Origin of the sequence: Lipingzhangella halophila, from assembly GCF_014203805.1 — a bacterium.
GTDB classification, from domain to species: Bacteria; Actinomycetota; Actinomycetes; order Streptosporangiales; family Streptosporangiaceae; genus Lipingzhangella; species Lipingzhangella halophila.
In genome coordinates this window covers 69,323-81,077 of sequence record NZ_JACHJT010000002.1, presented here as the reverse complement: position 1 = coordinate 81,077, position 11,755 = coordinate 69,323, and the positions used below count along the sequence as shown (strand labels likewise).

General features: G+C 70.0%; 10 protein-coding genes and 1 pseudogene. 4 read left to right on the top strand and 7 right to left on the bottom strand.

The window, feature by feature from the left end:
* Positions 1 to 238 precede the first annotated feature (238 nt).
* Positions 239 to 496 (top strand): DUF2795 domain-containing protein, encoded by a 258-nt coding sequence (locus F4561_RS27375; RefSeq protein WP_184584384.1) that lies wholly within the window; start codon positions 239 to 241, stop codon positions 494 to 496.
* Between the two features lie 239 nt (positions 497 to 735).
* Here the strand turns inward: F4561_RS27375 and F4561_RS27370 are convergent, their stop codons facing one another.
* The 3 genes from F4561_RS27370 to F4561_RS27360 all read right to left on the bottom strand — a co-directional run bounded on the left by F4561_RS27370 (position 736) and on the right by F4561_RS27360 (position 3,197).
* A complete protein-coding gene (locus F4561_RS27370) occupies positions 736 to 1,473 on the bottom strand; it encodes a hypothetical protein (RefSeq protein WP_184585316.1) in 738 nt (245 codons plus the stop codon).
* Positions 1,474 to 1,731: 258 nt separating this feature from the next.
* Positions 1,732 to 2,280 carry a 3'-5' exonuclease family protein gene (locus F4561_RS27365; protein ID WP_184584382.1) on the bottom strand — a complete coding sequence of 183 codons (549 nt, stop codon included), beginning with the start codon at positions 2,278 to 2,280 and terminating at the stop codon, positions 1,732 to 1,734.
* Between the two features lie 230 nt (positions 2,281 to 2,510).
* Positions 2,511 to 3,197 carry a TetR/AcrR family transcriptional regulator gene (locus tag F4561_RS27360; RefSeq protein WP_221446347.1) on the bottom strand — a complete coding sequence of 229 codons (687 nt, stop codon included), beginning with the start codon at positions 3,195 to 3,197 and terminating at the stop codon, positions 2,511 to 2,513.
* A gap of 138 nt (positions 3,198 to 3,335) precedes the next feature.
* On the opposite strand from F4561_RS27360, the gene F4561_RS27355 reads away from it, so the two are divergent.
* Both F4561_RS27355 and F4561_RS27350 read left to right on the top strand, forming a co-directional pair.
* Entirely contained in the window at positions 3,336 to 4,022 is a 687-nt protein-coding gene (locus F4561_RS27355) for a hypothetical protein (RefSeq protein ID WP_184584380.1), read from the top strand.
* A 191-nt stretch (positions 4,023 to 4,213) separates the two neighbouring features.
* A pseudogene (locus F4561_RS27350) lies at positions 4,214 to 4,327 on the top strand (SAM-dependent methyltransferase); the annotation flags it as partial.
* Between the two features lie 413 nt (positions 4,328 to 4,740).
* On the opposite strand, the gene F4561_RS27340 reads toward F4561_RS27350, so the two are convergent.
* Positions 4,741 to 5,382, bottom strand: a complete 642-nt coding sequence (locus F4561_RS27340; protein ID WP_184584378.1) for a TetR/AcrR family transcriptional regulator — start codon at positions 5,380 to 5,382, stop codon at positions 4,741 to 4,743.
* Between the two features lie 205 nt (positions 5,383 to 5,587).
* On the opposite strand from F4561_RS27340, the gene F4561_RS27335 reads away from it, so the two are divergent.
* Positions 5,588 to 6,859: a M20 metallopeptidase family protein gene (locus tag F4561_RS27335; RefSeq protein WP_246438167.1), complete on the top strand. Its 1,272-nt coding sequence runs from the start codon at positions 5,588 to 5,590 to the stop codon at positions 6,857 to 6,859.
* A gap of 85 nt (positions 6,860 to 6,944) precedes the next feature.
* Here the strand turns inward: F4561_RS27335 and F4561_RS27330 are convergent, their stop codons facing one another.
* The 3 genes from F4561_RS27330 to F4561_RS27320 form a co-directional block, all read right to left on the bottom strand.
* Positions 6,945 to 8,132 carry an acyl-CoA dehydrogenase family protein gene (locus F4561_RS27330; RefSeq protein ID WP_184584376.1) on the bottom strand — a complete coding sequence of 396 codons (1,188 nt, stop codon included), beginning with the start codon at positions 8,130 to 8,132 and terminating at the stop codon, positions 6,945 to 6,947.
* A complete protein-coding gene (locus F4561_RS27325) occupies positions 8,132 to 9,685 on the bottom strand; it encodes an AMP-binding protein (protein WP_184584374.1) in 1,554 nt (517 codons plus the stop codon). Before F4561_RS27325 ends, F4561_RS27330 begins: the two co-directional genes overlap by 1 nt.
* 274 nt (positions 9,686 to 9,959) lie before the next feature.
* Positions 9,960 to 11,744 carry an alkyl/aryl-sulfatase gene (locus F4561_RS27320; protein ID WP_376773744.1) on the bottom strand — a complete coding sequence of 595 codons (1,785 nt, stop codon included), beginning with the start codon at positions 11,742 to 11,744 and terminating at the stop codon, positions 9,960 to 9,962.
* Between the last annotated feature and the right edge of the window lie 11 nt (positions 11,745 to 11,755).

The following is an 11,755-nucleotide window of genomic DNA, read 5'->3' as shown; positions in this document are numbered from 1 at the left end:
CGCCCTACTTGCGCAGGCCCGCCGACCTGGCGTGTCGGCCCGAAGGAGGTGTTTCGGCGCCGCCGCGGTTCCTGATCCGACAGCGAGGACACGGGGCAGTACCCCGGTCAGGACCGGATGACCGGCGTCACGGCCCGGATCCCGCTGGAACCGGCGCGGTTGTTCCAGGGCTCCGGCGGGTAGCCGCGAGCGGGAGACAACCAGCGCGGACGTGACACGGAAAGTGGGGGTGTTCACCATGACATCCGCGGACCAGCGCCGAGTCCGCAAAGCCCTGCAGGGAAAGGACTTTCCCGCGGGCGGCCCGGAACTCCTCGCCTACGCCCGGGATCGGGGCTCGGACAACGCGACCCTGGAGGCGATCCGGAGCCTGCCTGAGAGGGAGTACCACGACGCCGCTGACGTGGAGAACTCCCTGCCGCAGCAACCCTTCGAGGCGAAGGCGCCCAGCCCTGCCGCGGACAAGCCGCAGCAACCCGCCAGGGAGGAGCAGTAACCCTGGATGGGATGTCCGGGGATGTCGCGCGGAGGCGTCGGAGCCCCGCTCACACCCATCGCCCCCAGGGGCGGTCAGGTCGGGCGGTGGGCCGACTACTGCCGAACCCGAGCAACTCCAAGGCCACCATCGACCAGCCCGTGCAGGTTCATCGGCGCCGAGGGCTGGGAACCGGTCGCGATCGGTACCACTCTCGGTGGGCAGGCCGTACAGTACGGGCTGTAGTGTCCGTGCTGGTGTTAGTCCAGCAGCCCTCGGGCCACGACCTGCTGGGTGAGGGATTCCAGTAGCTCCTCGGACTCACCGCGGTGGCCGGGGTGCCCGGTGCGGCTGCGCAGCTCCCAGCGCAGGGCCTGCTGCACGGCGTCGCTGCGCAGCGCGTCGGCCAGTGGCGCCGGTTCGCAGTTGCGGCGCCAGTCGGCGAGCCGCTGCAGGCGGCCGTGCTCGATGGCTTCCTGGGTGAGGTAGAACAGGGCGTCCAGTGCCGCGGGGAAGGCGTCCTCCTCCTCACCGTGGGCGTTGGCCAGGTCCACGTCGATCACACGGACCGGGCGCCTCGGCGCGTCGGCCCCCATGTCCCGCAGGTGGTACGCCTGCCAGATCCGCGCGTTGGTGAGGAAGATCCACTCCGCGCCCTCGCGGGCCGCCAACCGGCGCGCCTGCTGCAGGTTGCGCACGTCGAGCGTTTGGCCGCACGCCCGCACCTCGACGGGGGCGAAGAGGCGGCCGTGGCGCCGAATGGCGTAGTCGATGGACGCTCCACCGGTGCGGTACTCGGTGGTCAGCTCGCTGTGCTTGCTGAAGTTGAAGCCGTAGGTCAGGAAGTCGAGCACCCAGAGCCGGGTGTCTCCCTGGTTGGCGTCCCGAGCCGTCAGCTCGGCCAGCGGCCCGGAGAACCGGTCCATGGCCGCCGCGAGGCGTTCGCATGTCTGCCGCTCCCAGTCCGCGGTGACGTTGAACTCCCCGGTCCGGCTCATCACGTGCGTGGACTTGTCGTTGGCCGCGACCTGTTCAGCCTCGAACGAGGCGGTGAAGTCCGCTCCCATCGCCAGTACCCAATCTTTCGGCCTCGCAGGGCGCCCGCCGTCCCGATCCGGACGACTGTTGGATGATATCGATGCACGGCCTCCCGAGCCCAGTGGGAGGGCGCTGGTTGGGGGAGGGGGGGACGCGGTGACGCTATGAAACCCCTTGCCGTACGTCACCAGCGCGCCCCCTCGCTGCGGTGCCGTCCCTTATGCTCCGATCTGCCGGTGGCTTACGAGGATGGTGTGGAGCGCTTCCGCGTTTCCCAACGCGTCGTTGACCGGGTTGTGGTCATGGACGGTGCGGCGGTGCTTCTTCCATTCCGAGGTGTTCTTCCACTTCCCCGACAGGCCGGCGGCCAGGTCGCCGATGCGGCGTGCGGAGTGGCCGAACGGGTTCGGCAGGCCGGCGCGGTCGAACCCCTCGGCCATCCACATGACGTCGTAGCCCGGGTTGTCGGAGACGAACACGGGGCGGTCATCGTGTTCGGCTAGCTGGGCCATCCACTCCTGGAGAGAGGTGAATACCTCCCGGGCCGTCTCGACGTTGTGCCGGGACAGATCGCTCCTGGTCCAACCGGGAGCTTCCCGTTCCGCGACCGGCCGAGCCGGAACCTCCGGATCGGGGTGGAACTCCCACAGATGGCCGTGGAACCACTCCCGGGTCTCGAAGTCGACGACCCCGAACTCGGTCATCACACCGCTGTACGGAGTCGGCGCACTCGCCTCGACATCGACGAGGAACAGTCGCTGGGCCATAAGTCGCTCTCCTTGGGTAGCGGGGCGCGCCGCTCGCGCCGCCGGCAGGCTCGCGTACCACGTTCTCGCCACTTGCTACCGCGACCCTGTGAGGCGCAACACGCCGGTCGGGGCCAAGGCCACTCGTCGGTGTACCCAGTGGAGTCCAGCCAGGAATCGCGGGCGGTGACCACAACCCGGTCCGCCGCTCGCCGAGCACAGACACCGCGAAGGGCAGGAGCGTGCGCCGGTTATCCGAGAGGGGGGTGTTCCGGATGAGTTCCGGGCAGGAAGGCGGCGTTGATGAAGGTCTCGACGTGGTGGAGGATCTCTTCGCGGGCTGTGGTGCGTTCGTGCGCGGTGGCCTCGGCGTGCAGGTGCAGTATGCGGTTGAGGCCGATGGGTCCGGTGAAGGACAGTGCGAGTTCGTGCGGGGTGCCGAGGTCTGCTCGCAGGTGACCGGTGGTGATCCACCGGTCGAACATCTCGCCCGCCGCGTCTCTGGTCGCGGTCAGTGCCTGCTGTAGCGCGGGACCGTGTAGGAGACCGTCTCGCGCCATCAGGCTGATCAGCAGTCGTGCGTCGTAGCGGTCCCAGTCGTCGAGGAAGGCGCGCACGAGCTGTCGCAGGTAGGCAGGGGGATCTGACTCGGCGAGGCCGGCATCGACGCCCGCTGCCGCGTCGAGCGGTCGCTGGGGGCCGTGCTCGGCCAGTATGGCGTCGAAGATCGCCTGCTTGCTGGCGAAGTGGGCATAGAGCACGCTCTCGCTGAGTTCGACCTCGCGGGCGATCGCCCGGATCGAGGTGCCGGCGTAGCCGTTTCGCGCGAACAATCGCAATGCGGCCTGCTGCAGCGCGCCCTTGGTGTTTCCCGCCTCGGTCTTGCGCGGGCGTCCGGGACCTCGCTTCTGCGGTGTGTGCTCGTTCATGCCGGTCATTGGGTGCCTACTCCTCCCACGGGCGTCACGATGATAGATTAAATAATCGTTCGATCTATTATTTTCAGCGGCAGTGTCCCGGAGTGCTCGCGACAGGCGGTTTCGCATACCTGTCTACTCGTGATTGGAGAAGGAAGCATGGACACCAGCGCCCAGGACCGGAAGTACGCCCAGGCCCCGTTCGTCGAGCCGATGCCTTACGGCTACATCTACCTCGGCTGGCGGATTGAGCCACCAGCCCGTGTTCCTTTCGTGCGTGCGAGCAGGCCGCGCGCGGAGACAGTGGAGCACTGCAGGGATCTGGTTGGTGAACTGGAGAATCTTACCGAGGTGGTCGCGACCACGGTCTATGAGGCCGTGTTCCTTCCACCGGTTGCGGGCAGCCCTCGCTTCGACGTCATGGTCCTGATCCAGACAACCGATCCGGAATCAATCCCCGCCGTCGAAGCCACGGAGGCATACCGCCAGCTCGACGCCGACTTCGCCATGCCGGCGCGCAACATCCGACGTATCGGTGACGTGGACGCCCCGCCGCGCTCCGGCCCGTTCCTGTTCAACCACTTCACGGCCCAGGACTCCCAGGCAGCGGTGCGCACATTCGAGAACATCGCCGGATGGTTCACGTTCAAGGCCCAAGCGCGCGACTCGGCCCTGCTGCAACCCATCGGCGAGTCCCGCTACGTGTTCGTCAACCACGTACGCCTACCCTGCGGCCCCCTCCGGTTCCTCCTTCGCTTCGCCAAGCCGAGCTTCCGGAAGTACGTGGCGGCAGTCCTGAACGCGAACCAGATCGCGAACGCGCCGGTCTTCTGCAAGCCCGTGTGAAATCCAAACGTCGCGTCGAACCGGATGTGGCGGCGAGGCCAGCGCGGGGACAGGGCGCTGCCCAGCGGGCGCGGGGCCGCCGTGCGGTTCGACCGGAAGGCGCGGGCCGGCCTCTCGCGGCCGCTAGAGGAGGGTGATCGGCTCGCGATAACGGACCCGTTTACGTTGGGGCCATGGCGAATTACGCGTGGATGTACCGTCTCGGTATCACTCCGTGGGAGCGCTACGGTGCCGCGGGTGGGGCCCAGCTCGGTACCCTGCTCGACCGCGAGGCGGACGAGCGTTCACCCGGCAGCGGGCGGGCGTTCTTGCTGACCGAGCCCGACGGCACCTCACACATCAGCGCCGAAGACCTCTCCGTCGCCGCACTCGACGAGATCGAGAACCCCGACGGCGACCGGCACTTCACCGTCGCACACAACCCTGTCGGACGAACCGCGACGTAGACCTGCGCTCCCTCGACGCCCACGGCGGGAGCGCTTCGACCAGGCCGGGGTGTCCACGCTCGCGCTGTCCGAGTCGGCGTCTCAGCTCAGAACGCAGCGGTCCGTCCCGACCCGGCGGACCGGACGGCAGCGCCCCCGCAGGCTTTCTCGCCTTCTCGTCCACGGACGTCCGCGAGAGCAGGTCCCGGGCGCGCCGGTCCGGGCTGTCGCCACGAGCGGTCGGGGATCTGCGCCGTTCGGCGCCAGGTCCCCCGCCGCTCGGCGAGCGGGACTCACGGCGGAAACGGTGCAGTGGTTCCCTCCGGGGCCGGGCTTTCCGGTACCGGCCCCGCGGCCCAGTGGCGCCCTTGCACCGAGAGGTCGCTGAGCATGGTGGCCACCTGGTCGGCCGTGTATCCGGTGGTGCCTTGGAGCCACCACACCAGCGTCCCGATCAGCTCGCCCGCCCACGCCCGTGCGACGAGCTCCACCGGGATGCGGGGGGTGTGGCCGGACTGTTGCGCACGTGCCCGGAACAGCGCCTCGGCTTCTTCGCTGGTGCGTTCGTAGAACTCGCGCAACGGTCGGCCATCGCCGGCGCCTTGGAGGATCACCCGGTAAACCGCTGCGTTGTTCTCGGCGTGCGCGAAGATGCTGCGCAAGGGGTGACCGGTGAAGCCGTCGGGGTGCTGGGCCTCGTAACCGGCCATCCACGCGGCCCTGTCCTCGGTGAGTGAGTGGACGATGTCGACGAGGACATCCTCCTTGGTTCGGTAGTGGGCGTAGAAGGTCGCCCTCGCCACATCCGCCCGGCGCAGGATGTCCTCGACGGTGAGCGAACCGAAGCGCTGTTCGGCGCACAGTTCGACGAGCGCCTCGCGGATCGCCCGGCGAGTACGGCGCACTCGCCGGTCGCCTCCCGACTGCGCCGGCATGGTGCGGCTCCTTCCCATCGCGTCTTCGATTCGGCGTCTCGGCTTCATGGATTCGGCCGCCCGGGGGCGGCGGTGCCGAGTCCGCACGGCCGCGCTGCTACGGCCCCCGCGAGCGACCGTATGCGGAACGGCCCGGCCCGCGGCGGCGGAAGCGCATTGACGGCCGATATCCCCCACTCTACAATAATGAACAATCTGTTCATAAATGAACAAATCATTCGAAATGGAGTTGCCTGTGGAGACCGCTGCGGACGGTTCTTCGACCACGGCCGCGCCGGCTGAACGCTTCACCGCCGGGGGAACGGCGCTGCTGCCGGAGCTCGTGGCGCTTCGGCGGGCGATCCACGCCGAGCCCGAGGTGGGCCTGCGGCTGCCGGAGACGCAGCGGAAGGTGCTTGCGGCGCTCGCCCCCCTCGACCTGGAGCTGCACACTGGAACAGCGCTGAGTTCGGTGGTCGCGGTCCTCCGGGGCGCTCGTCCGGGCCCGACCGTGCTGCTGCGCGCCGACATGGACGCCCTGCCGCTGCAGGAGGCGACCTCCGTGCCCTTCCGGTCGACCAACGGCGCCATGCACGCCTGCGGCCACGACCTCCACACGGCCGGGCTCGTGGGGGCCGCCCACCTGCTGCACGCGCACCGCGACGAGCTCGCCGGCGACGTCGTGTTCATGTTCCAGCCCGGCGAGGAAGGGTTCGGCGGAGCTCCGCTCATGCTGGAGGAAGGCGTACTCGACGTGACGGGCGAACGCCCGGTCGCCGCCTACGCCGCCCATGTCGGCCCCGGCCCGCGCGGCACCTTCCTCACCAGGACCGGCACGGTCACCGCGAGTTCGACCACGTTCGCGGTCGAGGTGAGCGGACGCGGAGGCCACGGCTCGCGGCCGCACGAAGCCCTGGACCCGGTGCCGGTGCTGGCCGAGATCGTACTGGGGTTGCAGACCTTCGCCACCCGCCGGTTCGACGCCTTCGACCCGGTGGTGCTGTCGGTGACCAACCTCGCCGCGGGAACGGGCGCCGACAACATCATCCCCGGCTCCGCCCGCCTGAGCGGGACCGTGCGGACCACGTCCCCCCAGGCGCTGGCCAAGGTCGAGGCGGAGCTGCCTTCGGTCGCGACCGGGATCGCCGAGGCACACGCGGCCACCGCGACCACCGAGGTCGCCACCGGTTATCCGAGCGTCGTCAACGACCCGGCGACCACCGGAGCCGCTCTGGAAGTCCTGCGCGAGGCGTTCGGCGCCCGGGTCGCCGAGGCCCCGCGCCCGACCATGGGCGCCGAGGACTTCTCCTATGTCGCCCAGCAGGTGCCGGCCACGATGCTGATGCTGCTGGCGAGCCCACCCGACCTCGACGGGGATCCCGCGCCGAACCACTCTCCGCACGCCGTGTTCGACGACGCTGTCCTCGGCGACCAGGCCGCCGCGCTGGCGCTCCTCGCCGCGCGGGCCCTCACGGCGCACGCACCCGCAGCCGGCTGATGCTCCCGGGCGTTCCGATGAGGTGTCCGCGGACCCGGTCCGATCCCTGCGCCGCAGCGCCCCCGGGGGCGCTGCGGCGCAGGGTTTACGGTGCCTCCATCGATTCCAGGATCTTCGCGATTCCGTTGCGCTGGATCTCCGAGGTTCCGGTGAGCACGCGGAACATGCGCACCTTGCGCCAGAGGTACTCCACCTCGCTGTCCTGCACCATGCCGTCCTTGCCGTGGATCTGCACGGCCTCGTCGAGGATGCGGAACGCGGTCTCGGCCACGAACAGCTTGGCCATGAACGCCTCCATCGGCACCCGGGTGCCCCGGTCGTAGGCGGCGAGCGCGGTGTAGGTCATCGAGCGCGCCGCGTAGTACTCGGTGGCCATGTCGGCGATTCTGTGCCGGATCGCCTGCAGGTTGATCAGCGGGCCTCCGGAGACGACCCGGGTCTTCGCCCGGTGCAGCGTCAGGCCGATCGCGCGGCGGGCCATGCCGAGCAGAGTGGGGCAGTGCAGCAGCCGGTTCGCGGTCACCCGGCCGAGCCCGATCCGCATGCCCTCGCCTTCGGCGCCGAGCAGGTTCGCTGCGGGAACGTAGCAGTCGGACAGCACGATGTCGGCTTCGATGTTCTCCCCCGACATGGGCGTGGCGCCCTCCTCGACGCGGCAGCCGGGGCTGTCCAGGTCCACGATGAACGCCGAGAAGGACTTCTCATCGCCCTCGGCCATGGCGGCCACGACGATGGCGAAGTCGGCGAAGGTGCCTGCGGTGCTGAAGACCTTGTGGCCGGTGAGCCGGTAGCCGTCGCCGTCGCGCTCGGCGGTGGTGTCCATCGCGAAGACGTTGGACCCGGCGTCCGCTTCGGTCAGCGAGAAGCAGCAGGCCCGCTCGCCGCGCATCACCGGAAGGAAGTATCCGTCGAGCTGGTGGGCGGTGGCATGGCGGTAGACGTCGCCGGCGCGCAGCGGCCCGCCCATCTCGCCGAGCACGCTGTGGCCGAGGATGCGGCCGCCGGCCCCGATCTCCTCCTTGAGCGCCCCCAGCTGGCCGGCCGTGAGTCCCTGCCCCCCGAACTCGGGCGGCAGGTGGATTCCGTAGAAGCCGAGTTCCCTGCTGCGCTTCCAGACCGGTTCCAGCATGGCGCGGGTGAGGGGCGTTCGCCGGTCGATGCCGTGCTCGCGTTCGTAGTCGGCGAGCTCGCCGGACAGGTAGGCGCGCAGCCGCTGCACGAGCGTGTCCAGCGCGGGGTCGTCCGCATAGGCAGGTTGCAGCGAGAAGCTCATCAGCCCACCTTCCTCTCGGCCCCGGCCCAGTACGGGGCGCGCACGGCCTTGCGGTCGACCTTGCCGTTGCGGTTGTAGGGCAGGGAGGTCGCGAACTCCACCGACCGCGGCTTCTTGAACCGGTCGAGGCGTTCGGCGCAGAAGGCGATGAGCTCCTCCGCGGACACCTCGCCGCGGAGGACCACGACCGCCGTGACCGCTTCTCCCCAGTGCTCGTCGGGGGTACCCACCACGCACGCCTCACGGACCGCGGGGTGCTCGTAGAGCGCGGCCTCGACCTCCATGGAGTAGATGTTGAAACCGCCGGAGATGATCATGTCCTTCTTCCGGTCGACGATGAACAGGTAACCGTCCTCCCGCATCCACCCCAAGTCGCCGGTGTGCACCCAGCCGCCCTTGAACGTCTCCGCGGACAGCTCGGGCTCCTTCCAGTACTCGGAGACGCAGTCGGGGCCGCGGACGATCACCTCGCCGACCTGCCGCGACGGCAGCTCGGCCCCTTCCGCGTCGACGACGCGGATCTCGCTGTCGTAGACGGCACGGCCGCAGGAGGCCAGCAGCTCGGGGTCGTTGGCAACGGCGTCCGCGATCTGCCGGCTGCTCAGGCCGGCGACCACGCTCGTAGTCTCGCCGAGCCCGTAGCCTTGGGCGACGATCGGCCCGAACACCTCGATCGCCTGCCGCAGCCGTTGCGGGGAGATCGGCGCGCCGCCGACCCGAAGACTCGTGAGGCTGGACAGGTCGCGCTCGGCCACGCCCGGATGGGCGAGCGTCATGTTGAGCATGGCCGGAACCATGAACGTGGCGGTGATGCGCTCGCGCTCGACGGTGTCGAGGAACGACTCGACGTCCCAGGCGGGCAGGATGTGGGCGGTGGCGCCGCCGAAGACTCCGGCGAGTAGGTTCATCCCCCCGGCGTGCGTGATGGGCCCGCAGGCCAGGTACCGGGCGCCGGGGTGAGGGCGGGAGTCGTCGGCCATTAGCTGCTTGCGCATGTTGGCCCGCCGGTTGCCGAAGGTCTGCGTGGCGGCCTTGAGCGCGCCGGTGGATCCGGAGGTGAAGTTCAGCACGCACGGATCGTCCTCGCCGACCTCGACGCTGACCGGTCCGGCTTCGCCTTCCGCGAGCAGTCCGCGGTAGGTCTGCGCGCCGGGGAGGCCGGCGTCGTCGAAGACGACGGGCAGGCAGTTGGCGCCTGCCGCGTCCGCCGCGGCGGACGCGTCCTCGCCGTGGGCGGCGTCGAAGAACAGGGCCCGCACCGATGCGTAGCCCAGGATGTGCTCGACCTCGCCCCGCCCGAGCCGCGCGTTGATGGGGGCGCGCAGCAGTCCGGCCTTGTACAGGGCGAACTCCACCACGACGAGCTCGCCCCGGTTCCACGCGAGGGTCGCCACGGTGTCTCCCGCTCGCAGCCCCCGGCCCATCAGCGCCGATGCGAGCCGGTTGGCCTCCTCCTCCAGCCCGCGAAAGGTCCACGTGCGGTCGGCGCAGACCACCGCCGGTTCGTCCGGCCAGTACATGGCGCTGCGGGCGAGGTAGTTGCCGAGGTTCATCGGTCGACTCCGTTTCATACACTTTGTTCGTTAATGAATAGCTTGTCTGTTAATGAATATGGCGTCAAGATCGCCGTAGCAGGCGGCCATGGAGCGGGAGGGGAGGGGCGGACCGGCGTGCGCGGCGCTTATCGCGGGGGCCGCGAGTACGCGTACCGGCGACCGCCTGCGACATCGCCGCGGGCGGCGCCGGCCGCGCCGGCGCCGCCCGGGCAGCGCACGAGACTGCTCGGCGCGTCGGGCCTGCGCGGGCCCGGGCGGGCCCGCGCGGCGGCTACGGAGTGACGACGGGGAAATCGCGCCGCGGCTTGTCCAGCAGGCCGAGCAGGCGGTCGAGCAGTCCGGGGTCGCCCTCGGTCCGCAGCTCGTGTGCGCCGCGGCCGCCGAGCACGGCCGGTAGCTGGGCCCTGGTCAGCGTGAGGGTCAGGTCGGCGGCCTCGCGGTCCGGCCGGGTCCGCACGAGGACGCCGTTGGCCAGGCGGAGCCGGATCGTGCGGCCGAGGTCGGTGAGGCGCCAGTCGATGGCGAACCGCTCCTGCCACGCCCTGGGGCCGTTGAGCCGGACCGCCATACCGTCGAAGATCTGCTCCGCGGTCAGTGCCGTCGCGAGTGCCGCGTCCGATCCGCCGCCGCGCCGCTCCGCCTTGGGGACACCGCCGCGCAGCTCAGCGGCCCCCTGAAGGTAGAAGTTGCGCCAAGGCCCGTTCTCCGCGCCGAAGCCGAGGCGTTCATAGACCCCGGCGAGCTGCTCCCGGGCTTCCCCGTTGCGGGGGTCCGCGAAGACGACGTGGTTGAGCAGGGTCGCTGCGAACCGCAGGTCGCCCTGGTCGGCGTAGGCGCGGGCCTTGTCCTGGACCGCGGACGCGCCGCCTATGCACTCGACGTACCGGTCGGCCAACTCGGCGGGCGGGTGCTCCCAGAGGTGGGCGGGGTTGCCGTCGAACCAACCCATGTAGCGCTGGTAGATCGCCTTGACGTTGTGGCTCACCGAGCCGTAGTAGCCCTTGGCGTGCCATGCTTTCTCCAGGCGCGGCGGCAGCTCGATCATCTCGGCGATCTCGGTGCCGGTGTGGCCCTGGTTGATCAGCCGCAGCGTCTGGTCGTGCAGGTAGGCGTAGAGGTCGCGCTGCTCGGTGAGGAACCTCGTGAGCTCGGCCCGGCCGAAGGTCGGCCAGTGGTGCGAGGCGAACAGGGTGTCGGCGCGGTCGGCGAACAGCTCTATGGCCTCGGTGAGGTAATCCGACCATGTGCGCGGGTCGCGCACCGGGGCGCCGCGCAGGGTGAGCAGATTGTGCAGGTTGTGCGTGGCGTTCTCCGCCATGCACAGCACCCGGCGGTCGGCCAGCAGGAAGTTCATCTCTGCGGGAGCCTCGGTGCCCGGGGTGAGCTGGAAGGTGAACCGCACACCGTCGAGCGTCTCCTCCTGACCGGTGCGGGTGACGTCGCGGGTGGGCGGCAGCAGCGAGACCGTGCCCGTCGAGGTGGTCTGCCCGAGTCCGCATCCGACCTGGCCCCGGGGGCCCTTCGGCAGCGCCGAGCCGTACATGAGGATCGAGCGCCGCGCCATCGCCGGGCCGGCGTAGACGTTCTCGCTGACCGCGTGCTCCAGGAAACCGGCGGGTGCGAGGATCGGGACGCCGGTATCGCGGCCGACCACGCCCAGCACGCCGCCGAAGTGGTCCACGTGGCTGTGGGTGTAGAGGATCGCGGTCACCGGCCGGTCGCCGCGGTGCTCGCGATACAGCGCAAGCGCCGCGGCGGCGGTCTCGGTCGAGATCAGCGGGTCGACGACGATGACGCCGGAGTCGCCCTCGATGAACGAGATGTTCGACAGGTCGAGGCCGCGGACCTGGTAGACGCCGGGTGCGACCTCGTAGAGCCCCTGCTTGGCGGTCAGGCGCGACTGGCGCCACAGGCTCGCGTTCACGGTCTCCGGGCGCCCGCCGTCGAGAAACGCGTAGGCGTCGCCGCTCCAGACTTCGCGCCCGTCCGCGGCGTAGACGTTCCCGGAGGCGAGCGCGCCGAGGAAGCCGCGCTCGGCGGCCTCGAAGTCGTCCATGGCCGACATGA